This is a genomic window from Pseudonocardia petroleophila, assembly GCF_014235185.1.
Taxonomy (GTDB): domain Bacteria; phylum Actinomycetota; class Actinomycetes; order Mycobacteriales; family Pseudonocardiaceae; genus Pseudonocardia; species Pseudonocardia petroleophila.
In genome coordinates, this window is the sequence record NZ_CP060131.1 from 4,963,825 (window position 1) to 4,990,495 (window position 26,671).

A 26,671-nucleotide genomic window follows, 5' to 3' on the forward strand; every position below is an offset into this window, starting at 1 on the left:
GGGCGGGCCGACCGCGTCGGGGCGGGACCCCCTGCTGCGGATGATCGTCCTCGCCCGGCCGCGCGGGGCCCGGTTCGCGCTCGGCGTCCTGGCCGGGGCCGTCGCCACCGCGTCCGCGGTCGCCCTGCTCGCCACCGCCGCCTGGCTGATCAGCACGGCCGCCGCGCAGCCGCCGATCACCGCGCTGAGCGTCGCCGTCGTCGCGACGCGGGCGCTCGGCGTCACCCGCGGGACGGCCCGGTACCTCGAACGCCTCATCACCCACGACGCCGCGCTGCGCACCCTGTCCGACGTGCGGGTCCGCGTCTACGAGCGGCTCGCGCGCACCGAGCCGGTGCGCCGGTTCCGCTCCGGCGACCTGGTGACGCGGCTGGTCGGCGACACCGACGCCACCCAAGACCTGCTGATCCGCGGGCTCACCCCGCCCGCGGCCGCGCTCGTCACCGGGGCCGGGGTCGTCGGGCTGTCGACGGCGGTGCTCGTGCCCGGCGGCGCGCTGCTCGCCGCGGGGCTGCTCCTCGGCGGGGTCGCGGTGCCGCTGCTGGCCGCCGCGGCCGGTCGCGGTCCGGGTCGCCGGGCCGCCGCGGCCAGGGCGGAGCTGTCGACCGCGCTCGTCGACGCCCTGCACGGCGCCCCCGACCTGCACGCCCACGGCGCGATGCCCGCCGCCGTGGCCCGGGTGGAGGCGGCCGACGCCGCGCTCACCCGGACCGCCCGCCGCGACGCGACGCTGCTCGGCCTCGGGGCGGGGGCGTCCGCGCTGGTCGCGGGCCTGACGGTGTGGGGAACGCTGCTGCTCGGCGTCGCCGCCGTCGACGACCTCGGCACCGTCGGCCTCGCGGTGCTGGTGCTCACCGCGCTCGCCGCGTTCGAGATCGTCGCCCCGCTCCCGGCGGTCGCCGCGCGCCTGGGCGGCCTGCGGGCCGCGGGCGCCCGCCTGTTCGACGTCCTCGACGCCCCGCCCGCGGTGACCCGGCGGCCCGCCGCGCCCGTGCGCGACGAGCCGGGCCTGCGGATCCGCGACCTGCGCGTCCGCTACGGGCCGGACGAGCCGTGGGTCCTCGACGGTCTCGACCTCGACCTGCCGCCGGGTCGCCGGATCGCCGTCGTCGGGCCGAGCGGGGTGGGCAAGTCGACGCTGGCGGCGGTGCTGTTCCGGTTCCGCGACCCCGACGCCGGCACCGTGCACCTCGACGGCGTCGACGTCACCACGCAGGACCCCGACGACGTCCGCCGCGTGATCGGCGGCGTCCCCGCCGACCCCCACGTGTTCGACGCGACGGTGCGCGCCAACCTGCTCCTCGCCCGCCCCGGCGCCACCGACGCGGAGCTGTCGGCGGTGCTCGACCGCGTCCGGCTGACCGCGCCGCTGGCCCCCGCGGGCGGGCTCGACGCCGAGACCGGCCCGCACGGCGACCGGCTCTCCGGCGGCATGCGCACCCGGCTCGCGCTGGCCAGGGCCCTGCTCGCCGACCCGCGCGTCCTCGTCCTCGACGAGCCGACCGCCCACCTCGACCCCGAGACCCGCGACGCCGTGCTCGCCGACGTCCTGGCCGCCACCCGCGGCCGCACGCTCGTCCTCGTCACCCACGACCCGGCGGGGCTCGACGCGCTCGACGAGGTGGTGGAGCTCAGCTCGGCGCGCCGGACTCCGGCAGCACGGTGAGCGTCTTCGGGGTGGCGGGCAGGATCCGCTGCACGTAGGACCGGGCCGCCGCGGTGGTCCCGACGTCGGTGCCGGCCTGCTCCGAGAGGAACCAGCGGTGCTCGAGGATCTCGTGGAACAGCTCGGCGGGGGCCAGGCGGTCGGACAGCTCCGGCGGGACCATCGCCATCACGCGGTCGTAGACCTCGGAGCGCCAGCGGTGCCCGGCCACCGTCTCCGGCACCTGACGGCCCTCCTTCTGCTCCAGGTAGGCCCGGTAGCTGACCACGTCGTTGAGCAGGCGGCGCGCCTGGTTCTCCGTGACCTGCAGGCCGGTGAGCACGAACAGCCGGTGCCGGTGCCGGCCGGACTCCGCGACGCGCGTGTGCACCTTGAGCCGCGTGCCCTCCGCCGTGGTGACCAGCTCGATCTCGTCGACGTCGAAGCCCAGCTCGTTGAGCCGGTCGACCCGCTCGGCCACGCGGTAGCGCTGCTCGTCGGGGCGCATCAGCTCCTCGCGCGTCAGCTCGTCCCACAGGGCGTGGTAGCGCGCCGGGAGCTCCGCGGCGATCCGGATCGGGTCGACGTCGTCGGGCAGCAGCCCGCCCGCCTGCAGGTCGAGCAGCTCGCCGCCGACGCGCTCCACGGCGTAGTCGATGTCGAACCCGCGCTGGCCGTCGGTGAGCGAGGGGTGCAGCTCCGCGGTCTCGGCGTCGACCAGGTAGGCGGCGACGCTGCCCGCGTCCGGGCGGAACAGGGTGTTCGACAGCGAGCAGTCGCCCCAGAACAGCCCGGCCAGGTGCAGCCGCGCGAGCAGCTCGACCATCGCGTCGATCAGCTGGTCGGTGGGCTGCTGGGTGTGCCCGTGGGAGAACACGTAGCGGTAGGACATCGAGTAGTCCAGGAAGCGGGTCACGAGGATCGCGTCCTGGCCGTCGCCGCGCTCGACGCAGATGCCGAGCACCGACACCGCCGGCATCTCCATCGCCTCCAGCTCGCCGAGCAGGCGGTACTCCCGCCGGGCGAGCCGCTCGTCGATCTCCTTGAGCGCGTAGACCATGCCGTCGACCTCGACGAAGCGCACCACGTGCCGCGAGATGCCGCGCTGGGCGACCTCGAGGAGGTGGTCGTCGACCCACTCCTCCAGCGGCGTGGCCCACGGGAGCGTCAGCAGCCCCGCCGCGTGCGCCGCCGGGGGGCGGAAGATGAAGCGCATCAGGCCTTCGGTCCGCCTGCGACGTAGATGACCTGCCCCGAGACGAAGCCGGCCCCGTCGCTGACCAGGAACGACACCGTGTGCGCGATGTCCTCGGGCTGACCGGCGCGGGCCACCGGGATCTGCGCGGCGCGCGCGGACACGTAGGTCTCCCAGTCCTCGCCGATCCGCTCCGCCGTCGCCTTCGTCATGTCGCTGACGATGAACCCGGGGGCGATGCAGTTGGCGGTGACGCCGAACTTGCCCAGCTCGATCGCCAGCGTCTTCGTGAAGCCCTGCAGGCCCGCCTTCGCGGTGGCGTAGTTGGCCTGGCCGCGGTTGCCCAGCGCCGAGGTTGACGACAGGTTGACGATCCGGCCCCACTTCGCGGCCACCATGTGCTGCTGCACGGCCTTGCTCATGAGGAACGCGCCGCGCAGGTGCACGCCCATGACCGAGTCCCAGTCGAGCTCGGTCATCTTGAACAGCAGGTTGTCGCGGGTGATCCCGGCGTTGTTGACGAGCACGGTCGGCGCGCCCAGCTCGGCCTCGACGCGGGCCACCGCCGCGGCGACGGCGTCGGCGTCGGCGACGTCAGCGCCCACCGCGAGGGCCCGCCCGCCCCCGGCGACGATCGCGTCCACGGGGGTCTTCGCAGCCGACTCCTCGAGGTCCAGCACCGCGACCGCCATCCCGTCGCGCGCCAGGCGCAGGGCGGTGGCGGCACCCAGGCCGCGCGCCCCACCGGTCACGATGGCCACCCGCTGGTCGCTCGTCAGCTGGTCGTTCGTCATCTGGGCACTCCTCGTCGCACGGCTCGGTCGGGCCTGATCCTTCCACCCACCGGGGTGCGGCCGCGGATGGACCGACCGGCCCAGCGTTCCTGGCCCGTCCGGGGCAGCCCGCCGCCGCCGGTCCCCGCAGCACGACCGCTGACCGCTCGTCCCCGCGGGGGTGACGACCCGTGTCCTCTCCGTCACCGTTCCGTGACCTGGATGGGCGACCGTTCGCCCCGGTGTCGGGGGGCGCCCCCGGTCGTCCTCCCCCGTGAGTCTCCGCCGCTATCGGAATGCGAGGGCCCGTGAGCTCTGCCGATCGATCCCGTGACCGCTCCGGCCCGGCCTGGCTGCCGCTGGCCGCCGCCGCACTGGTGGTGCCGACCGTGCTGGCCGGCCTCACGCTGCTGTGGCCGCGCCCGCAGATCGAGGGCGAGCTGACGCGCACCGCGACGGAGTCGCTCGCCGCCGCCGGACTCACCGGCGCCGGGGTGGCGTTCACCGGCCGCGACGCCGTCGTCACCGGGCTCGACGGCCCGGACGCCGCGCGGGCCGTCGAGATCGTGCAGGGCGTGGACGGGGTCCGGATCGCGCAGCTGCCCGCCGGCGGCGCGGGTGCGGAGACGGGCCCGGGCGACGGGACCGGGACCGGGGACGGGGCGGGTCCGGACGCGGCCGCGAGCGCGCCGTTCGGGATCGCGCGCCGGGGGGCCGACGTCGTCCTGACCGGCGTCGTCGGCTCCGAGGCGGAGCGCGACGCCCTCGTCGCCGCGGCCACCGAGCAGGCGGGTGGCGCCACCGTCGTCGACGAGCTGACCGTCACCCCGGGTGCCCTGCCCCAGCCCGGGGTCACCACGACGAGCGTCGGGGCGATCGCCGCCCTGCTCGGCGCCGTGCCCGCCGACATCGCGACCTCGATCGACGGCGACACCCTGACCCTGACCGGCACCGCCCCGGACTCGGCGTCGGCCCAGGCCGCGGGGGCCGCCCTGGGCGCGCTGCTGCCGGGCACGACCGTCGACAACCAGCTCGCCGTCGCGGGCGGGGGTGCGGCGGCGTCCGGCGAGCTCGACGACGCGGGCAAGCGGGAGCTGCAGACCGCGATCGACGCCCTCGTCGCCGGTGCCCCGATCACGTTCGAGCCGAACAGCCCGGCGCTCACCGCGAGCGGCGCCGCCACCGTCGACGGCATCGTCACGCTCGTCGCGCTGGTGCCCGGGGCGCGGGTACAGGTCGACGGCTACGTCGCCACCGGGCCCGGCGACGGCGTGCTCACCGCGCAGGAGCTGTCCGACCAGCGCGCGGCCGCCGTCCGCGACGCGCTGGTGGCCGGTGGGGTGCCCGCCGACAACATCACCGCACGCGGTCTCGGCGAGGGCGACACCCCGGCGGCCCAGGCGGCCGGGCGCCGCGTCGAGATCACCGTCGTCTGAGTCCCCCGTCCGCATCCGCTCGAGGAGGAGTCGTCGTGCTCTGGTTGTTCGCCCAGGTCTGGGTCTGGTTGATCGTCGCGCTGGCGCTCGGGGTGCTGGCCGGCTGGCTGTTCTGGGCCCGCCCGCTGCGCCGCCGGGTCGCCGAGCTCGAGTCCTCCCGCGGTCAGGCGGCGCCGCCGTCCCGCTCCGCCGCCTGACCCATCCGCTCCCGCACCGCTCTCTGGAGGAACACCGTGTCTTGGCTCTACGGGCAGACCTGGCTCTGGTACCTGCTGGCGTTCCTGGTCGGCGTGCTGCTGGCCTGGCTGCTCCTGGTGGTCCCGGCCGGGCGGCGGCTGCGGGCGCTGGAGCGCGGGCGGCCGGCCGCGGGCCCGGACGGGCGGGACCGGCCCGCCCCCGCGGCGGCGGAGCCCGTCGCGCTGCGCAAGGACGAGCGCCGGCCCGCGGTGGACGACGCGGTCACCGAGCAGATTCCGGCCGTCGACCCCGCGCTGAGCATCCTGGACACCTCGCGCTCGCGCCCCGACCTCGCCGCCGGGGCCACCGCCGCCGGGCTGGGGGCGGCCGGCCTGGGGGCGGCCGGGCTGGGGGCGGCCGGGCTCACCGCCGCGGACGACAGCGAGACCACCCGCGAGATCCCCCGCGTCTCCCCCGACGACGAGACCCGCGAGATCGACATCTCCGGCACCCGGGACACGACCGTCCTCCCGGTCACCCCGCCCGCCGAACCCGACTCCACGACCGTGATCGAGCGACCGGCCGCCGACGCTCCGGCCGCCAACGCTCCGGCCGCCGACCCGACCCGCACCGACGCGGGCGGCGGCTCCGCCGCCGCCGCCCACGCCCCCGCCTCCGACGCCCCTGCGTCCGAGACCCCGGACGCCGCGACCTCCGAAGCCGCGACCCCCGCCGTCGGTGCCGACGCGGGCGCGACCGATGCGGCGGCCGTCGGCTCCGCGGACACCGACGACTCCGCCGGACTCGGGGCAGCCGCCCTCGGTGCCACCGCCGTGGGAGCGACCGCGGTCGGGGCCACCGCCGTCGCGACATCGGGCGATCCCTCCGACGAGGCCGCCGCCGACCCGACCGCAGCGACCGGCCACGCCGCGTCGCCGACGGGGGCCGCCGCGTCCGACCCGGCCGCTCCCGTCGCTGACCCCGCCACCGACCCGAGCACCACCGACGACACCGGAACCGTCGCCGCAGCGGGCGGCTCGGCCGGCGCGGCCGAGCCCGTCACCCCGGCCGTCACGACGCCGGACCCGGCCGTGCCCGCGGTCGACGGGCGAGCTGTCCCGGACCCGGTGGGCGCCGACCCGGTGGGCGCCGACCCGGCGAGCGCAGACCCGGGCACCGCTGAGGCGGGCGCCGCGGGCGAGGACGTCCCGACCTCGGGCACGGACACCGGCCCCGGGACCGCCGCCGCCCTCGGCGCGGCCGGCCTGGGCGCGGGTGCGGTGACCGCGGCCGCCGTCTCCCGCGACGACGGCCCCGCCGACGCAGCGGCCACCGACGCAGCGACCACCAACGCAGCGACCACCAACGACACCGCTGCCGGCGCGGCGAGCACCGACGCCGCGGCCACGGGCGACGCACCGGCCGCGTCCGACGCCGCCGACCCGGCCGCGGGCGCCCCCACCGGGGTCTCCGGCTCCGACATCGTGTCCAGCGTGTCCGACTCCCCCGCCGACACCCCGGCTCCCGCCGACGGCCACGCCGGCACCGCCACGGGTGCGGCCGCGGCGTCCGTCGGGGCGGCGGCCGTCGGGGCGGGCGACGTCGGGGCGGGCGCCCTGGGTGCCGCGGCCGCGGGCGGCGGAGCCGGGGACGCCGACGACGCCCCGTTCGGTCCCGGCTCGGTCCGCGCCACCGCCGACGGCGCCTCCCCCGACCCCGCGTTCGGGATCAAGGGCAACGTCGACACCATGCGCTACCACGGCCGCTCCTCGCCCTACTTCGAGCGGACCCGGGCCGCGGTGTGGTTCCGCACCGGGCGCGACGCCGAGGAGGCCGGGTTCGTCGCCTGGAACACCCGCGGCCGCATCCCGCGCTCCCCGGCCGTCCCGGCCACCCCGCAGGGCCTGCTCGGCACCCCGGACACCGCCGGGACGGCAGCACCGGAGACGGGAGCACCGGAGACGGCGGCCCCGGCCGTCAGCCCCGGCCGGTTCCCCGGGTCGGCGCTGCCGCTCGCGGGCGGGGCCGCCCCTTCGCCGGAGCACACCATCAAGGGCAACGCCGACTCGATGCTCTACCACACCCCCGAGTCGCCCTACTACGGCCGCACGAAGGCGGAGGTCTGGTTCACCAGCACCGCCGACGCCGAGGCCGCCGGGTTCGCCGACTGGAAGCGCCGGACGCGGTAGCTGCCGGCCCGGTCGGGGCGCCTCATAGACTCCTCCCGTGTCGGACGATCCGGGCGGGGACGTGATCACCTGGGTGAGCGACCAGGCCGGTGCGCGGACCGCCCTGTCCCCCGCCTGGCGCAGCGCCACGGGGGCCGACCCGGCGAGCGACCTGGGGTCAGGCTGGCGGCGTCGGGTGCACCCCGACGACCTGCCCGGCCTCCTCGCCCGCACCGCCGCCGCGCGCGCCGCCGGCGCCGGGTGGACCACGACCTACCGCCTGCTGCACACCGGCGGCACCGCGCAGGCGGTGCGCGAGCACGCGGTCGCCGTCGACGGCTCCTGGGCCGGGATCGTCGTGCCCGACACCGACGGCGCCGACCCGGCCGCGACGGGCGCGGCGTTCCGGCTGCTCGCCGAGCACGCCGACGACGTGATCGGCCGGCACACCGCCGACGGGACCTGGCTGTGGGTCTCCCCGTCGGTGGAGCGGGTCGCCGGGTACCGCGTCGCGGACGTGATCGGGCTGCACCCCCGCGACGTCGTGCACCCCGACGACGCCGGCCGCCTCGACGCGGGCCTCGCCGGGCTCACCGACGACGAGCCCGTCGCCGAGCTCACGGTGCGGCTGCGCTGCGCGGACGGCACGCACCGCTGGTTCGCGATGCACGCGCGCCGGGTGCGCAACGACCGCACGGGGGCCGTCGAGGTGCACACGTCGCAGCGCGACGTCACCGACCAGCTGCTCACGCAGGAGGAGCTCGGGCGGTTCCGCGGGCTCGCCGACCGGGCCGCCGACCTGATCGGCATCGCCGGGGCCGACGGCACGATCCTCTACCTCAACCCGGCGGGCCGGGAGATGCTCGGCTTCCCCGGCGACCACCCGCTCGACGGCCTGACGATGCGGGGGGCGGTGGCCCCCGCCGACCACAAGCGCTTCGGCGGGGTGATCGCCGAGGTCGACCGCACCGGGACGTGGTCGGGCTCGATGCGCCTGGTCGACACCGCCGGCATCGTGATCCCGGTGTGGCTCGGCGCGGCCGCGCACCCCGACCGGAGCGGCCGCACCGCCTTCTACTCCGCGGTGGCGCAGGACCTGCGCGAGCGCCGCGGGGGCGAGCCGGCCCTGCAGCAGGAGCGCGAGCGCTACCGGATCCTGGTCGCGCAGGCCCCCGTCGGCATCTGGGTCGCCGACCGCACCGGCGCCACGACGTTCGCCAACGAGCACATGGTCGAGATCACCGGCCACGACGCCGCCGGGCTCGCCGGCGTCGACCACATCCACCCCGACGACCGCGCGGCCCTCGTCGACAGCTGGACGGCCGCGGTCGCCCGCGGAGCGCCGTGGCGCGACGAGTTCCGCGTCCTCACCCCGGCGGGCGAGGTCCGCACCGTGACCTCCACCGCCCGCCCCCTGCACGACGCGGCCGGCACCGTCACCGGGTTCCTGGGCACGACCACCGACGTCACCGAGCAGCGGGCCGCCGAGCGCGACCGGCGCGAGGCGGCGGGCCAGCAGGCCGCCCGCCGCGTGTCCGACGCCGCCGCGGCGCGGCTACGGGCGATGATCGGGGGCCTCACCGCGATCGTGTGGGAGGCCGACTGGGACCCGCGCGCCACCGCGCTGCGCTTCACGTTCGTCTCCGAACGGGCCGAGGAGCTGCTCGGCCACCCCACCCGCCGCTGGCTCGACGACCCGGGGTTCTGGCCCGGGGTGATCCACCCCGACGACCGCGCCGACACCCTCGCCTACACCGCGGACCGCACCGCGGGCGGGCACGACCACGACCTGACCTACCGCGCGCGCACCGCCGACGGCCGCACGCTGTGGCTGCACCAGGTGGTGCACGTGGTCGGCGGCGGCGGGTCACCGGTGCGCGCCCAGGGCCTCACCGTCGACGTCACCGAGCAGCGCCGGGCCGAGCGGTCCTCGGAGATCCTCGCCGAGACCGGGCGCCTGATGGCCGAGACCGGCACCGTCGAGCAGAAGCTCGACGCGCTGGTCCGGCTCGTCGCGCACGACTTCGGCGAGGCCGCGGTCGTGTCGCTGGCCGGGCCCGACGGGCTGCTGCGCCGCGCCGCCGTGGCCCACCCCGACGACCCGGCCGGCGAGCGCGCCCTGCTGCGGCTCCCCCCGGCCGCGCCCGGGCCGGGGGTGCTGGACCGGCTCGCCGACGGCGTCCCGGTCGTCCTGCCGCCCGCCGACGCCCCGGAGGGGCACCACGCGCTGACGGTGCCGCTGCGCATCGAGGGCCGCTTCGCGGGCGTGCTGTCCTTCCTCGCGCTCGGCCCGGTGCGCCACCACGACCACGCCGTGCTCGAGCTGGCCGCCGAGCTCGGGCGCCGCACGTCGCTGATGCTGGAGGCCGACCGCAGGCGCACCCGCGAGCGCCAGCTCCAGCGGGTCACCGCCGACCTCGCCACCGCCGACACCGTCGACGAGGCCGGCAGGCGGCTGGTGGAGCGGCTGCGCGACATCCTCGGGGCGGACGCCGCGAGCATGTACCGGGTCGACGCCGAGCAGGGCGTCCTGCGCAGCGTCGTCGCGACGGGCTACGCCGACGAGCTCGTCGAGCAGTACGCGACGATCCGGGCCGACGCCACCGCTCCCCTCGCGCTGGCGGTCCGCACCGGCCAGGCGTCCTGGGTCCCCGACCGCGACGACTGGGCGCGCCGCTTCCCCGACCTGCTGGGGCCCGCGGCCGCCGCGGGCCGGCACGCGTGCGCCACGCTGCCGCTGCTCTCCGGCGGCGTCGCGGTCGGCGCGGTGTACCTGAGCTTCGCCACCCCCCGCACCTTCCCGGCCGACGAGCGGGCGTTCGCGCTGGCCATGGCCGCGCAGGCGGCCCCGGCCCTGGAACGGGCGGTGGCGGCCGACGAGCGCCGCGTCATCGCCGAGACCCTGCAGAGCAGCCTGCTCCCGCCGACGCTCCCCGAGCTGGACCGGCTCTCGCTCGCCGCCCGCTACCTCCCCGGTGCGCAGGGCACCCGCGCGGGCGGGGACTGGTACGACGTCCTGCCCCTGGACGACGGGCGGGTCGCGATCGCCGTCGGGGACGTCGTCGGGCAGGGCACCCGCGCCGCCGCGGTGATGGGGCAGCTGCGCAGCGCACTGTCGGCCTACCTGCTGGAGGGACACGACCCGGTCCGGGCCCTGGGCCACCTCGACCGCTTCGCGCACCGCGTGCCCGGCGCCGCGGGCAGCACCGTGACCTGCCTGGTGCTCGACCCGGTCGACGGTCGGCTGACCTGGGCGCGCGCCGGGCACCCGCCGCCGATGGTGCTCGGCCCCGGCGGGCCGCGGCTGCTGGAGGACGCCACCGGCACCGTGCTCGCCGTGCGCGGCCGCCCGCCCTACGCCGCGGGCACCGCCCGGCTGTCGCCCGGCGACAGCATCGTGCTCTACACCGACGGCCTGGTGGAGCGGCGCGGCGAGGTCGTCGACGACGGCCTGGAGCGGCTGTGCGCGGCCGGGGAGAAGGCCCACACGCTGCCGCCCGCCGCGCTCGCCGAGGCACTCCTCGACGCCGGGCTCGACGACGGCCCGACCGACGACGTCGCGCTCATCGTCGCCCGCCTGACCCCCGCCCCGCTGCTGCTCGACCTCCCGGCCGACGGCGGTGAGCTGCGCGGCCTGCGCCGCGCGGTCGCCCGCTGGACCGCCGAGATCGGGCTCGACCCCGACGAGTCCTACGACCTGCAGCTCGCGCTCGGCGAGGCGGCCGCCAACTCCGCCGAGCACGCCTACCGCGGCGCCACCGGACCGGGCCGGATGCAGGTGCGCCTGGCCCGCGACGGCGCCACCCGGATCGCCGTGGCCGTGCGCGACACCGGCGTCTGGCGACCGCCGCCGAGCGATCCCGGCCACCGGGGCCGGGGCCTGGACCTGATCCGCGAGATCGGCGACGACGTGCATCTCGACCACGGGCCCGACGGCACGGAGATCCGGTTCACCGTGCCCGCCCTGCCCCCCGACACCCCGGCCCCGCCGCCGTTCGCGGCCCCGCAGACCGTCCCGGCCGGGGCCGGGCCGACCCGCCTGCGCATCCGGCGGACCGCGGCGGCCGAGCGGATCGCCGTGGCCGGCGACCTCGACCCGCCCGGCGCGGCGTCGGTCGGGCCCGCGCTGCTGGCCGCGGCCGGCGCGGACGGTCCTGCGCTCGTGCTCGACCTGCGCTCCACCACCTACCTGTCCAGCGCCGGGATCGCGCTGCTCGCCGAGGTGGCCGACACCGCGACGCGGGCACGGCGGACCCTGCGCCTGGACGTGGCGCCCTCCGGCGCGGTCGGGCGGGCACTGGCGCTGTCGGGGATCCCCCGCCTGGCCGGGCCCGCCTGAGGCCCGGCCCCGGCCGTCAGTCGAACAGCTCCGGCTGCTCGGTGCTGATCCGCTCCCAGATCGGCTGGAACTGGAACCAGCCGGCGAACTCGTAGCCGACCTGGCCGCGCGTCAGCTCGGCCTCCTCGCGACCGATCCGCCGGGGCGGGCGGCCCAGGCCCGCCGCGGCGGCGTAGGCGTCGAGCTGGCAGCGCGCGGTGCGCTCCAGGGTGAGGAACCACCAGGCCGCGCTGTCGACGCTGGTGCCGACGGTGAGCATCCCGTGGTTGCGCAGGATGACCGCCTTGTGCGAGCCCAGGGCGACCCCGATGCGGCGGCCCTCCTCGCGGTCGAGCACGACGCCGGTGAAGTCGTCGAACACGCCCACGTCCTCGTAGAAGGCGCAGGCGTCCTGGGTGAGGGGCTCGACGTCCACCTCCAGGCTGGACAGCGTCTTCCCGGCCGGGCCGTGCGCGTGGGCGGCGGCGAGGACGTCGGGCCGGGCCGCGTGGACCGCGCAGTGGATGGCGACCGCGGCCCCGTTCACCGCCCGGTCGCCCTCGACGACCTGCCCGTCCTCGTCGACGCGCACCAGGTCGCTGCTGCGGATCATCGAGAAGTGCATGCCGAACGGGTTGACCCAGAACGTGTCCGGCTCCGCCGGGTCGCGCACCGTGATGTGCCCGGCGACGCCCTCGTCGAGCCCCGCCCGGCTGAACATGCGGAACGCCGCGGCCAGCTTGGCCTTGCGGTGGGCCCGCTCCTCCTCCACGGTGGCGAACTCCGGCGGCCGGGCCATGTACAGGCTGCGCCCGCCCGCTCCGGTGGTGGCCGCGGCGGCCGGGGCGGCGGTGTTCGTGTCGGTGCTCACCCGCCCAGTGTGCACGCCGGACCCCGCATGATCGAGACTCGGCCGTGATGAGACGTGACGGGACCAGCCGGGACGGATGGACGCGCTGGGGGCTGCTCGCCGGGCTCACCGCGGCCGTCTCCCTGGGGATCGCGGCGTTCGGCGTCCCGTCCCCCGCGCTGTTCGGCGGCCTGCTCGTCGCCACCGTCCTGGCGCTGGCCGGCCGGGCGCCCGAGCGGGTCCCGCGCGGCGCGGCCACGGTGGCGCAGGCCGTCATCGGGGTGGTCATCGGCCTGCTGGCCCGCCCGGGCACCCTCGGCGCGGTCGCGCAGAGCTGGCTGCCGGTGCTGCTCGTGTCCGTCGGCACGCTGGTCGTCAGCATGGGCGCGGGGCTGCTGATGGGCGTGCGGCGCGGCGTCAGCCCGCTCACCGGGATGCTCGCGCTCACCGCGGGCGGCGCGTCCGGGCTGGTCGCGGTGGCCCGCGAGCTCGGCGGGGACGACCGGGTGGTCGGCGTCGTGCAGTACCTGCGGGTCGGGATCGTGACCGCGACGATGCCGGTGGTGGCCGCGCTCGTGTTCGGGGCGACCGTCACCGGCGGGGCGGACCCCGGGGCCGGGCCGGGCGCGCCGTGGGTCGTCGACCTCGGGTTCCTCGTCGTGTGCGTCGGGGTGGGCCTGCTGATCGCCCGGGTGGCGCGGGTGCCGGCGGCCGGGCTGCTCGGGCCGATGGCGGTGGCGATCGCGCTGAGCCTGGGCGGGCTGTCGTTCGGGGCGGCCCCGCCCGTGCTGATCGTCGAGATCGCCTACGCGGTCATCGGCTGGCAGGCGGGCGTGCGGTTCACCCGGACCGCGCTGCGCACCGTCGTCGGGGCGCTGCCCCTGGCCACGGCCCTGATCCTCGCCGTGATCGCCGCGTGCGCCGGGCTGGGCCTGCTGCTGTCGGAGCTGACGGGCGTCACGCCGCTGGAGGGCTACCTCGCGACCACCCCCGGCGGCGTCTACGCCGTGCTGGCGACCGCCATCTCGGCGGGCGGCGACGTGACGTTCGTGGTGGCGGTGCAGGTGCTCCGGGTCATCCTCATGCTGCTCGTGGCCCCGCTGCTGGCCCGCCTGGTGGGGCGCCGCGGCCCGCCCGGCGGTGACCGCGGCGACACCGGGGTGTGAGCCACACCGGGCGGGGGTATCCGGTCGCGAGACATCCCCGAGACGACAGGAGGCCCCCATGGCGGCCGACGACAAGGCGAGCAACAAGGCCGAGGAGCTCAAGGGCAAGGTCAAGGAGGGCGTCGGCGGCGCCATCGGCGACGAGAACCTGGAGCGCCAGGGTCGCAACGACCAGGCCAAGAGCAACCTCAAGCAGGGCGTCGAGAAGATCAAGGACGCCTTCAAGAGCTGACCGCGTACGCAGGGCGGCCCCGGTCGAGCCGACCGGGGCCGTCTCGCGTGCGGACGACGGCCCCGCCCGGGCATGATCCCGGACGTGCCGCTCTCCCCCGCCGACCTCTTCTGGGCCGCCCACGCCGACCTCCCGCGCGAGGCCCCCGGGTCCCCCGCCACCCTCCGCCTGCTGCTGGGGCTGGCCGGGCCCCTGCCGGAGCGGCCCCACGTCGTCGACGTCGGATGCGGGCCCGGCACCGCGTCCCTGCTCCTCGCGCGGGAGACCGGCGGCACGGTCACCGCACTCGACACGCACGGGCCGTTCCTGGACCGGCTGCGGGACCGCGCAGCCGCCGAGGGCCTCGGCGACCGGGTGCGTGCGCTGGAGGCCCCGATGCAGGACGTCCCGCTCCCCGACGGTGCCGCCGACCTGGTGTGGGCCGAGGGATCGGCCTACGTCATGGGGTTCGACGCCGCGCTCGCCGGCTGGCGCCGCCTCCTCGCCCCGGACGGGGTGCTCGTACTCACCGAGGCCGAGTGGACCACGCCGGACCCCGCCCCGGCCGCACGCGCGTTCTGGGACGCCGGCTACCCCGCCATGCGCACGACGGCGGACAACGTGGCCGCCGCCCAGGACGCGGGCTGGACGGTCGCCGCCACCTACCTGCTGCCGGACTCCGACTGGGCGGCCTACTACGACCCCCTCGCCGCCCGGATCGCGGCGCTGCGCGCGGAGCACCCCGGTCAGGGCGCTGCGCTCGACGAGGTGGGCGCCGAGATCGGGGTGCGGCGCGAGCACGGGGGCGACTACGGCTACACCGCCTACGTCCTGCGTCCCCGCCACGGGACGCGTCCCTTCCGCGGGCGTCCGGCCGGGGTGACGGGCTAGCGTCGGCCCCATGACCGCGATCGCCACCTTCGCCCTCGTCGCGCTCGACTGCCCGGACCCGGCCGGGCTGGCCCGGTTCTACGGCGCGATCACCGGGTGGGAGGTCGACGGGGAGCCCCCCGAGCTGATCGGCGACGACGACGGCTGGGTGCAGCTGCGCGCCCCGGGCGGCGGCGCCACCATCGCCTTCCAGAAGGTGTCCGACCACCGGCCCCCGCAGTGGCCCGGTGCGGAGCACCCGCAGCAGGCCCACCTCGACTTCGACGTGCCCGACCTCGACGCCGCCGAGGAGCGCCTGCTCGCGATCGGGGCCCGCAAGCACGAGGTGCAGCCCGGCGAGAGCTTCCGCGTCTACCTCGACCCGGCCGGGCACCCGTTCTGCCTGGTGCAGTCGTGAGCGCCGGCGCGGAGGTCACGACCCTGGAGGAGCTCGACGAGCTGATCGGCGTCCCGCTGCCCTGGATCGCCGGCAAGGCCCGCGACCGGCTCGACCCGATCGACGTGGAGTGGATCGGGAGCTCACCGTTCTGCCTGGTCTCCACGAGCGCCGCCGACGGCACCTGCGACGTCTCCCCCAAGGGCGACCCCGCCGGGTTCGTCCGCGTGCTCGACGACCGCACGATCGCGATCCCGGAGCGGCCGGGCAACCGCCGCATCGACGGCTACCGCAACATGGTCACCAACCCGCACGTCGGGCTGCTGTTCGTGGTGCCGGGGCGCACCGACACGCTGCGCGTCAACGGGCGGGTGCGCGTGGTCCGCGACGCCCCGTACTTCGACGACATGGTCGTGAAGGGGCACCGCCCGATCCTGGCCGCCGAGGTCACGGTGCAGGAGATCTTCTACCACTGCGCGAAGTCGTTCCTGCGCTCCCACCTGTGGCAGCCCGACCACTGGCACCCCGAGGAGCTGCCCTCGCGCGCGGAGATCGTGCAGGCGCTCGAGCGCAGGTCCGACTCGCTCGAGGAGGTGCGGAGCTACTACGAGAGCCCGTCCTACACCGACGGGCTCTACCGGCAGAACCTCTGAGCCCTACGGGGTGTCGCGCACCGCGTCGAGGCGGGCCCGCGCCGCGGCCGGGTCCGGGGTGCGGCCGCGGCCGGTGCCGTCGAGCAGCTCCACGGCGTCGTCGACGGCCCGGCGCAGCCGGCCCACCTCGGCCGCGCGCAGGGCCAGCTCGGTGTGCATCGACCACAGGTCCACGAACACCGACACCTTCGACCGCAGCACCCACGGGTCGAACGGCTTGGTGATGTAGTCGACCGCCCCGGCCTGGTAGCCGCGGAAGGCCAGGTGCGGGTCGTAGTCGACGGCGGTGAGGAACAGGATCGGGATGTGCCGGGTGCGTTCGCGCTGCTTGACGTGCCCGGCCGTCTCGAAGCCGTCCATGCCGGGCATGTGGGCGTCGAGCAGGATCACCGCGTAGTCGCCGGTGAGCAGGCGCTTGAGGGCGTCCTCCCCGCTGGTGACGGACTCGATCTCGATCGGCAGCCCCTCCAGGATCGCCTGCAGGGCCAGCAGGTTCTCCCGCCGGTCGTCGACGGCCAGCACGCGCGCGATGCTCATGACCCCTCCGCCGGGACGATCACGTCGGCGGGGCTCACGACGCCACCCGCCCCTGCACCCACGAGGCCATCAGGACCAGCAGCTCGTCGAGGTCGACCGGTTTGGTCACGTAGTCGGTGGCGCCCGCGGCCAGGCTGGACTCGCGGTCGCCCGGCATCGCCTTCGCCGTGAGGAACACGACCGGGAGGCCGCGGCCCTGCGGGAGGGCGCGGATGCGTCGGGTGGTCTCGTTGCCGTCGATGTCGGGCATCATCGCGTCCATCAGCACGACGTCGACACCCGGGTGCTCGGTCAGCATCGCGATCCCGTCGTGGCCGTTCTCCGCGTAGAGCACCGTGAGCCCGTGCAGCTCCAGCGCACTGGTCAGGGCGAACACGTTGCGCACGTCGTCGTCGATGATCAGCACGGTGACGCCGTCGAGCCCGGTGGCGGGCCGGGCGGACGGGCCCGTCGCGCGCAGGATCGGCGCCCGGCCGTCCGGCCGGGCCCCCTCCCCCGGGCCCGGCGCCGGGTCGGGGGCCGGGCGGCGCGGCGCGATCCGCGCCGTCGAGGTGACGGCGGGCAGCTCGTCGGGCAGGTACAGGGTGAACTCCGACCCCCGCCCCACCTCCGACGACACGTCGATCCGGCCGCCGAGCAGCCGGGCGAGCTCCTTGCTGATCGACAGGCCCAGGCCGGTGCCGCCGTACTTGCGGCTGGTCGTGCCGTCGGCCTGCTGGAACGCCTCGAAGATCATCGCGAACTTGTCCTCGGGGATGCCGATGCCGGTGTCGCGCACCGAGAACGCGATGACGTGCCGCGCCGCGTCGAGCGGCGGCACACCGTGCACCGTGCCGGACGGGGCCCGCGACACGGTCAGCGTGACGCCGCCCGCCGCCGTGAACTTCATCGCATTGGACAGCAGGTTGCGCAGGATCTGCTGCAGGCGCTGGGCGTCGGTGGTGATCGTCGCGGGCAGGTCGGCGCCGGCCCGCACCCGCAGCTCCAGCCCCTTGTCCTCGGCCTGCGGCCCGAACACGTGGGTGACGTGGGCGCGCACCTCGGCGAGGTCGACGACGGCGGAGTCGACGTCGACGCGCCCGGCCTCGATCTTGGACAGGTCGAGGATGTCGTCGATGAGCACCAGCAGGTCGGAGCCGGCGCCGTGGATGGTGCGGGCGAACTCGATCTGCCGCGCGGTGAGGTTATCGTCGGCGTTGTCGACGAGCAGCCGCGAGAGCAGCAGCAGCGAGTTCAGCGGGGTGCGCAGCTCGTGGCTCATGTTGGCCAGGAACTCCGACTTGAACTGGTTGGCCAGCGCGAGCTGCTGCGCCTTCTCCTCCACCCCGCGCCGGGCGGCGTCGATCTCCATGTTCTTGATCTCGACGTTGCGGTTCTGCTCGGAGAGCTGCTCGGCCTTCTCCTCCAGCTCCGCGTTGGCCCGCTGCAGCTCGGCCGACTGGTCCTGCAGCTCGGTGGCGAGCCCCTGGCTCTGCTTGAGCAGCTCCTCGGTGCGCCGGTTGGCCTGGATCGTGGCGAGCGCGACCCCGATCGCCCCGACCAGGCGCTCCAGGAACGCCAGGTGCAGCGCGGAGAACGGGGTGACCGACCCGAACTCGATGACGCCGAGCGACTCGCCCTCGAACGGCACGGGCAGCACCACCACCGCGCGCGGCGCGACCGCCCCCACCCCGGAGCGGACCGGCAGGTAGTCGTCGGGGACGTCGGTCATCAGGACGGTCTCGCCCGTGGCCGCCGCCTGCCCGACCAGCCCCTCGCCGGAGCGCACCGCCACCGGCGGGTCCTCGACGGCCATCGCGTAGCCGCCGGTGAGCACCCACCGGCCGTGCGGGCCGGAGCGGTCGGCGGCGAGGAAGAACGCCCCCACCTGCGCCCCCACCAGCGGCGCGACCTCGTTCATGATCATCTGACAGACCGCGCGCAGGTCGCGCTGGCCCTGCAGCAGGCCGCCGATGCGCACGAGGTTGGAGTCGAGCCAGCTCTGGTCGGCGTTGGTCGTGGTGGTCTCGCGCAGGGCCGCGATCATCATGTTGATCGTGTCCTTGAGCTCGGCGACCTCGCCGAGCGCGGCCACCCGGATCTGCTGGGTGAGGTCGCCGCTGGCCACCGCCGTGGAGACCGCGGAGATCGCGCGCAGCTGCGTGGTGAGGGTCGAGGCCAGCTGGTTGACGTTCTCGGTGAGGTCGCGCCAGGTGCCGGACACGCCCCGGACCTGCGCCTGCCCGCCGAGCTTGCCCTCCGTGCCGACCTCGCGCGCCACGCGCGTGACCTCGTCGGCGAAGGACTGCAGCTGGTCGACCATCGTGTTGACCGTCGACTTGAGCTCCAGGATCTCCCCGCGCGCGTCGACCGTGATCTTCTGCGACAGGTCGCCGCGCGCGACCGCCGTGGTCACCTGCGCGATGTTGCGGACCTGCCCGGTCAGGTTCGACGCCAGCTCGTTGACGTTCTCGGTGAGGTCGCGCCACGTCCCCGCGACGCCCTTCACCTCGGCCTGACCGCCCAGCTTGCCCTCGATGCCCACCTCGCGGGCCACGCGCGTGACCTCGTCGGCGAAGGACTGCAGCTGCCCGACCATCGTGTTCACCGTCGACTTCAGCTCCAGGATCTCGCCCCGGGCGTCGACGGTGATCTTCTGGCTCAGGTCGCCCTGCGCGACGGCGGTGGTGACCTGGGCGATGTTGCGGACCTGGCGGGTGAGGTTCGACGCCAGCTCGTTGACGTTCTCGGTGAGGTCGCGCCACGTCCCCGCGACGCCCTTCACCTCGGCCTGGCCCCCGAGCTTGCCCTCCGTGCCGACCTCGCGGGCCACGCGCGTGACCTCGTCGGCGAAGCTCTGCAGCTGGTCGACCATCGTGTTCACCGTCGACTTCAGCTCCAGGATCTCCCCCCGGGCGTCGACGGTGATCTTCTGGCTCAGGTCCCCGCGCGCCACCGCCGTGGTCACCTGGGCGATGTTGCGCACCTGCCCGGTCAGGTTGGACGCCATGTAGTTGACGTTGTCGGTGAGGTCGCGCCAGGTCCCCGCGACGCCGCGCACCTCCGCCTGCCCGCCGAGCCGGCCCTCGGTGCCCACCTCGCGGGCCACGCGGGTGACCTCGTCGGCGAAGGACTGCAGCTGGTCGACCATCGTGTTCACCGTCGACTTCAGCTCCAGGATCTCCCCCCGGGCGTCGACGGTGATCTTCTGGCTCAGGTCCCCGCGCGCCACCGCCGTGGTGACCTGCGCGATGTTGCGGACCTGCCCGGTCAGGTTCGACGCGAGCTGGTTGACGTTCTCCGTGAGGTCCCGCCACGTGCCGGACACGCCCCGGACCTGCGCCTGCCCGCCGAGCTTGCCCTCCGTGCCCACCTCGCGCGCCACGCGGGTGACCTCGTCGGCGAAGGACTGCAGCTGGTCGACCATCGTGTTCACCGTCGACTTGAGCTCGAGGATCTCCCCCCGCGCGTCGACGGTGATCTTCTGGCTCAGGTCGCCCTGCGCGACGGCCGTGGCCACCTGGGCGATCCCGCGCACCTGGTCGGTGAGGTTGGTGGCCATGAGGTTCACCGCGTCGGTGAGGTTCTTCCAGGTCCCCGCGACACCCGCGACCTCGGCCTGCCCGCCGAGCTTGCCCTCCGTGCCCACCTCGCGCGCCATGCGCGTGACCTCGTCGGCGAACAGCGCGAGCGTGTCGGTGAGCGAGTTGATCGTGTCGGCGAGCGCCGCGACCTCGCCCGCCGCGCTCACCGTGATCTTGCGCGAGAGGTCGCCCTGGGCGATCGCGGTGGCCGTGATGGAGATCGAGCGCACCTGGTTGGTGAGGTTCGACGCCATCGTGTTGACCGAGTCGGTCAGCGCCCGCCAGGTGCCCGCGACGCCGCGCACGTCGGCCTGGCCGCCCAGGCGCCCGTCGGTGCCGACCTCGCGCGCCACGCGCGTGACCTCCACGGCGAAGCTGGAGAGCTGGTCGACCATCGTGTTGACGGTGCGGCCGATCCGCAGGTACTCCCCGCGCAGCGGCCGGCCCTCGATCTCCAGCGCCATGTGCTGGCTCAGGTCGCCCTCGGCCACGGCCTCAATGACCCGGGCGATCTCCGCGGTGGGCCGCGCCAGGTCGTCGATCAGCGAGTTGACGGCCTGCGCGCCCGTGGCCCACCCGCCGTCGTAGGACTCCTCGTCGAGGCGGTCGGACATCCGGCCCTCGCGCCCGACGACCCGGCCGATCCGCAGCAGGTCGCGGTTGCGCCGCTCCTGCATCCCGACCATCTCGTTGAACCGGTCCACGACCTCGCCCGCGGTCCCCTCGCGCCGCGGCAGGCGCACGTCGAACCGGCCGCGACGCACCTGGTCCAGTGCGTCCGCCAGCTCCCGGAGGAGGTCGTCAGCGTCCCCCGGCCCCGTCGGTCCGGGCTCGTCGGCCCGGGTCGTCCTCGCCGTCACGACGTCCTCCCTGCGCGGCCGTCATCGGTGACGACGACCCTAGTGCAGGCGCCCCCGCCCCACGGAGCACCGCCTCGACCCGGCGGGCACACTGCAGGGATGCCCGGCACGACCGAGCGGCGGATCCGTCTGCCGCCCGACCCGCGTTCCCCCGGACAGGTGCGTCGCATGCTCCTCGACGCGCTCGGCGACCCCGAGTTCGAGACCGTCGTCGACACCACGGTGCTGCTGGCCAGCGAGCTGTGCGAGAACTCGGTGCTGCACGCCGGCACCGAGTACGAGGTGGAGCTGCGCGTCAACGACGACGCGGTGACGGTCACGGTGAGCGACCGCGGGGCCGGGCCGCTGGAGGTGCACCTGGCCCGGCCCCGGCGCCTGTACGGACGGGCGTCGACGCACGGGCGCGGGCTCACGATGCTGCAGCGGCTCGCGGCGGTGTGGGGCACGCGGCACGAGGCCGACGGCACCCACCGCACCTGGTTCAGCGTCCTGCGCACCCCGGCCCCGCCCGCCCCCGCGCTGCCCGCCGAGCCGGTCGGGTCCGGGCCGGTCCCGGCCGGCTCCGATCCCGAGCGGACCCGCTGGCTGCTGCACGTCCCGACCGGGCTGGCCGACCGCCTGGAGCCCGCGGAGCTGGTCGCGGAGCTGGCGCGGCGGCTGCGCGAGGTGCTCGACGCGGGGTCCGTCGTGGTGGAGGTCGACGACGGCGACGGCACCGGGCTCAGCGAGCTCGCCCGGTCGGGCGTCCCCGACCCCGAGGGCGGGCTCGAGGTCGCGCTCCCGACGACGGCGCCGCTGCGCGGCCGGCTGCGGGTCACCGGCGGGGCCCCCGACGCGCCGGGGCGCGAGCTCGCCGAGCTCGTGGCGCACCGCGTCGCGATGGCGGTGGAGTCGGCCTGGCTGCGCGGGGTCGACCAGCGCAGGCGCGCCTGGATGACCTACCTCGCCGAGACCAGCGAGCTGCTGTCCCAGTCCCTCGACGTCGAGCTGGCCGTCGCCGTCGTCCCGCAGGTCGTCGTGCCCCGGCTGGGCCAGTGGTGCGCGGTGCACCTCGCCGACCCGCTGGGCCGGCTGCGCCTCGCCGCCCTGACCCACGCCGACGAGGACGAGCTGCCCGAGCTGCGGGCCGTGCTCGACCCGGGCGGGCGCCCCGGGCTCGGCGGGGAGCTGCGCGACCGGCTCGCCGAGCTGCTCCGCGAGGACGGGGCCACGGTGCGGTTCGCCGTGCCGACCGACGGGGTGGCCGTGGCGCTGCGGGCCCGCGGCCGCACGCTGGGCACGCTCGTCGTCGGCCGCCCCGACGGCCGCCCGCACTCCCCCGAGGACGTCGTCCTGATCGGCGACATCGCCCGCCGCGCCGGGCTCGCGATCCACAACGCGCAGAGCACCGCCGCGCACGTCGACGTCTCCCAGGCGCTGCAGCAGGCCCTGCTGCCCCGCGCGCTGCCCGTCGCCCCCGGTCTCGACTTCGCCGCGCAGTACCTGCCGGCCACCGCGGGCAGCGACGTCGGCGGCGACTTCTACGACGTCCTCACGATCGACCCGGCGCACTGGCTGGTCTCGATCGGCGACGTCTGCGGCAAGGGCGCGCGGGCCGCCGCGCGCACGGGCCTGGTGCGCGACGTCCTGCGGGTGCTCGTCCGCGACGGGCGGACGCTCGCGCGCGCGGTCGAGCTGCTCAACGACGTCATGATGGACGCCGACGACCCCCTGCAGTTCTGCACGCTCGCCGCGGCCCAGGTCAGCCGGCCGGGGCCGGGCGAGCCACCGGGGTTCGACGTCGAGCTGGTGCTGGCGGGTCACCTGCAGCCGGTGCTGGTGCGCCGCGGCGGGACCGCGGAGCTGATCGGGGAGTTCGGCACGGCCGTCGGGCTGGTGCCGCAGGTGCAGCTCACCGCCACCCGCCACCGGCTCGCCCCCGGCGACACCCTGCTCGTCTACACCGACGGGGTCACCGAGCGCCGCCGCGGCGACGAGCAGTTCGGCTCCGAGCGCCTGCTCGCCGCCGCGGCCGCCGCAGCGGACCGGCCCGCCGCCGCGCTGGTGGAGGCGGCCCGGGCCGCGGTCGAGCGGTTCTCCGCCGACCCGCGCGACGACGACATCGCCCTGCTGGCGGTGCGGGCGCTGCCCCACTAGGTGCGACCCGATCAGGTGCGACCCGGGTCTCACCGCCCGGACCTGTCGCCCCGCCCGCCGGGCGGGGCACCCTGGGGGCCACGACGGCCCCGACCCCGAGGAGGAGTGCTGTCCACGTCCCTGCGGATCCGGTCCGGACCCGCCGTCGCGCTGGTGCTGTTCTGCCTGTGCGTCGGCCTGCCGGCGACGGTCGCGCTGACGCCCGGCCAGGACCTGGTCGCGTTCGGCCAGCAGATCAGCGTCGGGGCGCGCACCCCCGACCTGTCGGTCTCCGGGCCCGCGCAGGTGGTGCAGGTCGGCAACACCGCGTTCGACGTCGAGCGGCTGCGCGTGTGGGGGCCGCTGCGCCCGCAGCTCACGCTCGGCCCGGTGCAGCGCAACGCCGCCGCGCAGGCCGTGCTGGACCCCGAGGCCGGGCCGCGCCTGCAGCGTGCGGCCGTCGACGCCGTCACCGGCGGGTTCCTCGCCTGGTACCTCACGGGGGCGGCGCTGCTGGTCGCGATCACCCTCGCCGCGTCGGCCGGGGCCGCCGGGCTGCGCACGCTGCTGGTGCTCCGCAGCGAGAGCCGCCGGCCCGGCGGGCACCGGTCGCTGCCGGAGATCTGGTCCCACTGCGTGCGCGGCGCCGGGCGGATGACCGCGGCCGCCGTCGTCGCCTCGGTGCTGGCGTGGGGCGCGGCCGGGGGGCTGGCCTACGCGGGCGCGGCGGGCGGCCTGGGTGACGTCGCGTCGCTCTCGCAGCTGGTGGGGGCCCGGCACCTGGCGACGCCGCCCGCCGGTCCCGTCGTCACCGGCTTCGACGGGGCCGTGATCGGCGACTCCCGGGTCGCCCGGCTCGGCGGCCCGCCGCTGCCCGACGGCACCCCCGACGACGTGGCCTGCCAGCGCAGCACCGACTCGCTCGCCGAGCAGATCGCGGCGCTGCGCGGGGACCGCGTGCTCAACCTGGCCTGCCCGTCGGCCACCGTCACCGCCGGGCTCCGCGGCCCCCAGGACGAGGGAGGGCGGACGCTGGAGCCGCAGGTCGGCCGGCTCAAGCAGGTGCAGGGCCTGGACTGGGTCGTGGTCGCCGTCGGCCCGAACGACGTGGGCTGGATCGACTTCCTGCTCTACTGCTACGGCGTGCCGGACTGCTCGGACAACCTCACCCAGGGCGAGTTCGACTACCGCCTCGCCGCGTTCGACCGGGTGTTCGGCGACCTGCTCGTCGACCTCAACGACCTGCCCGGCCGCCCGCGGATCATCGTGCTGACCTCCTACGACGCGTTCCCGGTCGAGGGCGCCCCGTCGGACGTGCCGTGCCCGGACAGCCGCGGCCCCGAGGAGTACCCCGGGCTGGACGCGGAGAAGATCGTGCTGCTCGACGAGCGCAACCGCGCCGTCAACGACATCCTCTCCGCGGGGGCGCAGGCCTACGGCTTCGCGGTCGCCCGCCCGGTCCTGCGCCCGCTGTGCGGGGCGGCCCGCGCGGGGCTCGGCCCCGACCTGCAGGGCCTCGCCGACCCCTTCCCCTTCCACCCGACGGGCGTCGGGTCGCTGCGGATGGCGGCCGCGGTGATCCCGCTGCTCGACCCGCCGCCCCCGCAGGGCGGATAGTCGGGGCGTGCCGGTGGTGCTGCACGTCGACCTCGACCAGTTCATCGCGGCCGTCGAGGTGCTGCGGCGGCCCGAGCTGGCCGGGCTCCCCGTCGTGGTCGGCGGGCACGGGGACCCGACCCGGCGCGGGGTCGTCGCCACGGCGTCGTACGCGGCCCGCGAGCACGGGATCCGGTCCGGGATGCCGCTGCGCACCGCCGCGAAGCGCTGCCCGGACGCGGTGTTCCTGCCCGCCGACAACCCGGCCTACGAGGCCGCGTCCGCCCGGGTGATGGACGTGCTGCGCGGCCTGCCGGACGTGGTCGTCGAGGTGCTGGGCTGGGACGAGGCCTTCCTCGGCGTCGAGACCGACGACGCCGGGGCGTTCGCCGCGGCGGTGCAGGAGGCGGTGCACGCGGCCACGGCGCTGCACTGCACGGTCGGGATCGGCGACAACCTGCTGCGCGCGAAGATCGCGACCGGGTTCGGCAAGCCCGCCGGGACCTACCGGCTCACCCGCGACAACTGGTTCGCGGTGATGGGCGAGCGGCCCACGCGGGCGCTGTGGGGCATCGGGGCGCGGACCGCGCGCAGGCTCGCCGACCGGGGGCTGCACACCGTCGCCGACCTCGCCGCGGCCGACCCGGCCGCGCTCGCCGCCGATCTCGGCCCGCGGATGGGCCCCTACCTCGTGCAGCTGGGCCGCGGCATCGGCCGGGAGCGGGTGGACGGCACCCCGTGGGTACCCCGCTCCCACGGCCGCGAGACGACGTTCCCGGAGGATCTCGAGGACTGGGCCGACGTGCGCCGGGAGGTCGCGGCGCTGGCCCGCACGGTCGCCGGCGAGCTGGCCGGGCGCCCCGCGCGGCGGGTGGGGGTGAAGGTCCGGTTCGTCCCGTTCACCACGCGGACGCGCAGCGCGACGCTGCCCGCGCCGACGCGGGACCCCGACGTGCTGGCCGCCGCCGCTGGCGAGGTGCTGGACCGCTTCCCGGCGCGGCGGGCGGTGCGGCTGGTCGGGGTGCGGGCCGAGTTCTAGGCCCGCCTACTTCTCCGGGAGCAGCTCCGCGGCCGGGCTGCCCTCCGCCACCCGGACGACGAGCGCGCCCGCGTCGACGCGGACCGCCATCTCGGTGACGTCGCCGATCGGGTCGCCGTCGATCTGGGAGGCCTGCGGGTCCTCCGCGGTGATGAGGACCTCCTTCGCCGTCCAGTGCTCCACGCGGGAGTGCCCGCGGCGCCGGCGGCTGATCACCCGCGCGGCGACGGCGATCCAGCCGGGGATGCCCTTCGGGGCGAGGTTGACGACGTCGAGCACGCCGTCGTCGACCTCCGCCTCCGGCATGAGCACCAGCCCGCCGAGCAGCGTGCCGCTGTTGCCGACGAGCACGGTGCGGGTGCGGCGGCGCAGGTCCTCGCCCCCGTCGAGCCGGATCGTCACCCGGGTGCGCCGCCCGCGCATCGCGCGCAGCCCAGAGACGACGTAGGCGAGCGGCCCCACCTTCGCCTTGAGCGCCTCGGGGGTGTTGCCCATGACCTCGGCGTCGAAGCCGGTGCCCGCCATCACGAGGAACACGCGCTCGTCCTCGTCGCCGTCGACCCGGACGCGGCCGATGTCGATCGCGCGGTCGTCACCGGTCAGCGCGACCCGCGCCGCGGCGGCCATCTCCAGCGGGGTGCCCAGCGTGCGGGCGAGCAGGTTGCCGGTGCCGGCGGGGAGCAGGCCCATCGCCACCCCGGTGCCGGCCAGCGCCTCGGCGACCGACCGCACGGTGCCGTCCCCGCCGCAGGCCATGACCACGTCGACGCCCTGCTCGACGGCCTTGCGCGCCTGCCCGGTGCCCGGGTCGTCGACGGTGGTCTCGAGCCACAGCGGCTCCGCCCAGCCCAGCTCGACGCACAGGCCGGAGATGAGCTCCTGGGTGGTCGCCTCGACCTTCGTGGGGTTCGCGACGACCGCGGCGATCGGACGGTCCTCCGGATCCGCCGCGAAGGGTTCGGCCGGGTCATCTGATCGGCGGTTGCGCACGACGAAAGCTAGCAGCATCCCGGCCAGGAGCAGGACGAAGACGATGACGACGACCAGCCAGGTCGCCCCGGAGGCGGACACGCGCGCACTGTATGCGCCCGTGTCCGGCCCC

At 76.3% G+C, this 26,671-nt stretch carries 19 protein-coding genes; 13 read left to right on the forward strand and 6 right to left on the reverse strand.

Annotated elements, in window-relative coordinates; translation table 11 throughout:
- Positions 1–40 precede the first annotated feature (40 nt).
- Positions 41–1,666, forward strand: coding sequence for a thiol reductant ABC exporter subunit CydC (gene cydC, locus H6H00_RS24440; protein WP_221775651.1), 1,626 nt, complete (start codon positions 41–43; stop codon positions 1,664–1,666).
- Here the strand turns inward: cydC and H6H00_RS24445 are convergent.
- Together H6H00_RS24445 and fabG are read right to left on the reverse strand one after the other, a co-directional pair.
- Positions 1,632–2,861 (reverse strand): DUF4032 domain-containing protein, encoded by a 1,230-nt coding sequence (locus H6H00_RS24445; protein ID WP_185718023.1) that lies wholly within the window; start codon positions 2,859–2,861, stop codon positions 1,632–1,634. The genes cydC and H6H00_RS24445 overlap by 35 nt on opposite strands.
- Positions 2,861–3,634, reverse strand: a complete 774-nt coding sequence (fabG, locus tag H6H00_RS24450) for a 3-oxoacyl-ACP reductase FabG (protein WP_185718024.1) — start codon at positions 3,632–3,634, stop codon at positions 2,861–2,863. Before fabG ends, H6H00_RS24445 begins: the two co-directional genes overlap by 1 nt.
- A 287-nt stretch (positions 3,635–3,921) precedes the next feature.
- Here fabG and arfA point away from each other — a divergent pair, with 287 nt between their 5' ends.
- Genes arfA through H6H00_RS24470 form a run of 4 tightly spaced genes read left to right on the forward strand, consistent with a single transcriptional unit; the run spans position 3,922 to position 11,733 of the window.
- Positions 3,922–5,049, forward strand: a complete 1,128-nt coding sequence (gene arfA / locus H6H00_RS24455; RefSeq protein ID WP_185718025.1) for a channel-forming protein ArfA/OmpATb — start codon at positions 3,922–3,924, stop codon at positions 5,047–5,049.
- Between the two features lie 35 nt (positions 5,050–5,084).
- Positions 5,085–5,246: a hypothetical protein gene (locus H6H00_RS24460; protein ID WP_185718026.1), complete on the forward strand. Its 162-nt coding sequence runs from the start codon at positions 5,085–5,087 to the stop codon at positions 5,244–5,246.
- Between the two features lie 36 nt (positions 5,247–5,282).
- Complete coding sequence (locus H6H00_RS24465; RefSeq protein WP_185718027.1) at positions 5,283–7,415, forward strand: sunset domain-containing protein; 2,133 nt, start codon at positions 5,283–5,285, stop codon at positions 7,413–7,415.
- A 37-nt stretch (positions 7,416–7,452) separates the two neighbouring features.
- Positions 7,453–11,733, forward strand: coding sequence for a PAS domain-containing protein (locus tag H6H00_RS24470; RefSeq protein ID WP_185718028.1), 4,281 nt, complete (start codon positions 7,453–7,455; stop codon positions 11,731–11,733).
- 16 nt (positions 11,734–11,749) lie between these two features.
- On the opposite strand, the gene H6H00_RS24475 is transcribed toward H6H00_RS24470, so the two are convergent.
- A complete protein-coding gene (locus H6H00_RS24475) occupies positions 11,750–12,583 on the reverse strand; it encodes a class II aldolase/adducin family protein (protein ID WP_185718029.1) in 834 nt (277 codons plus the stop codon).
- 47 nt (positions 12,584–12,630) lie between these two features.
- On the opposite strand from H6H00_RS24475, the gene H6H00_RS24480 reads away from it, so the two are divergent.
- From H6H00_RS24480 to H6H00_RS24500, 5 genes are all read left to right on the forward strand, one after another.
- Positions 12,631–13,728 carry an AbrB family transcriptional regulator gene (locus H6H00_RS24480; protein WP_185718030.1) on the forward strand — a complete coding sequence of 366 codons (1,098 nt, stop codon included), beginning with the start codon at positions 12,631–12,633 and terminating at the stop codon, positions 13,726–13,728.
- A gap of 58 nt (positions 13,729–13,786) precedes the next feature.
- Entirely contained in the window at positions 13,787–13,960 is a 174-nt protein-coding gene (locus H6H00_RS24485) for a CsbD family protein (protein WP_185718031.1), read from the forward strand.
- Positions 13,961–14,044: 84 nt separating this feature from the next.
- Positions 14,045–14,830, forward strand: a complete 786-nt coding sequence (locus tag H6H00_RS24490) for an SAM-dependent methyltransferase (protein WP_255425355.1) — start codon at positions 14,045–14,047, stop codon at positions 14,828–14,830.
- A gap of 10 nt (positions 14,831–14,840) precedes the next feature.
- Complete coding sequence (locus tag H6H00_RS24495; RefSeq protein ID WP_185718033.1) at positions 14,841–15,227, forward strand: VOC family protein; 387 nt, start codon at positions 14,841–14,843, stop codon at positions 15,225–15,227.
- Positions 15,224–15,859, forward strand: coding sequence for an MSMEG_1061 family FMN-dependent PPOX-type flavoprotein (locus H6H00_RS24500; protein WP_185718034.1), 636 nt, complete (start codon positions 15,224–15,226; stop codon positions 15,857–15,859). The genes H6H00_RS24495 and H6H00_RS24500 overlap by 4 nt, the downstream gene beginning before the upstream one ends.
- A 3-nt stretch (positions 15,860–15,862) precedes the next feature.
- Here H6H00_RS24500 and H6H00_RS24505 read toward each other — a convergent pair whose 3' ends face one another.
- Both H6H00_RS24505 and H6H00_RS24510 read right to left on the reverse strand, forming a co-directional pair.
- Complete coding sequence (locus tag H6H00_RS24505) at positions 15,863–16,396, reverse strand: response regulator (protein WP_185718035.1); 534 nt, start codon at positions 16,394–16,396, stop codon at positions 15,863–15,865.
- A gap of 34 nt (positions 16,397–16,430) precedes the next feature.
- Positions 16,431–20,645: a HAMP domain-containing protein gene (locus H6H00_RS24510; protein WP_221776017.1), complete on the reverse strand. Its 4,215-nt coding sequence runs from the start codon at positions 20,643–20,645 to the stop codon at positions 16,431–16,433.
- 273 nt (positions 20,646–20,918) lie between these two features.
- Here H6H00_RS24510 and H6H00_RS24515 point away from each other — a divergent pair, with 273 nt between their 5' ends.
- The 3 genes from H6H00_RS24515 to H6H00_RS24525 all read left to right on the forward strand — a co-directional run bounded on the left by H6H00_RS24515 (position 20,919) and on the right by H6H00_RS24525 (position 25,569).
- On the forward strand, positions 20,919–22,955 hold the full coding sequence (locus H6H00_RS24515) for a SpoIIE family protein phosphatase (protein WP_185718037.1): 2,037 nt from the start codon (positions 20,919–20,921) through the stop codon (positions 22,953–22,955).
- Positions 22,956–23,060: 105 nt separating this feature from the next.
- Positions 23,061–24,551 (forward strand): GDSL-type esterase/lipase family protein, encoded by a 1,491-nt coding sequence (locus H6H00_RS24520; RefSeq protein ID WP_185718038.1) that lies wholly within the window; start codon positions 23,061–23,063, stop codon positions 24,549–24,551.
- 7 nt (positions 24,552–24,558) lie between these two features.
- Positions 24,559–25,569 (forward strand): DNA polymerase IV, encoded by a 1,011-nt coding sequence (locus H6H00_RS24525; RefSeq protein WP_185718039.1) that lies wholly within the window; start codon positions 24,559–24,561, stop codon positions 25,567–25,569.
- A 6-nt stretch (positions 25,570–25,575) separates the two neighbouring features.
- Here the strand turns inward: H6H00_RS24525 and H6H00_RS24530 are convergent, their stop codons facing one another.
- Positions 25,576–26,640, reverse strand: a complete 1,065-nt coding sequence (locus tag H6H00_RS24530) for a diacylglycerol/lipid kinase family protein (RefSeq protein WP_221775652.1) — start codon at positions 26,638–26,640, stop codon at positions 25,576–25,578.
- Between the last annotated feature and the right edge of the window lie 31 nt (positions 26,641–26,671).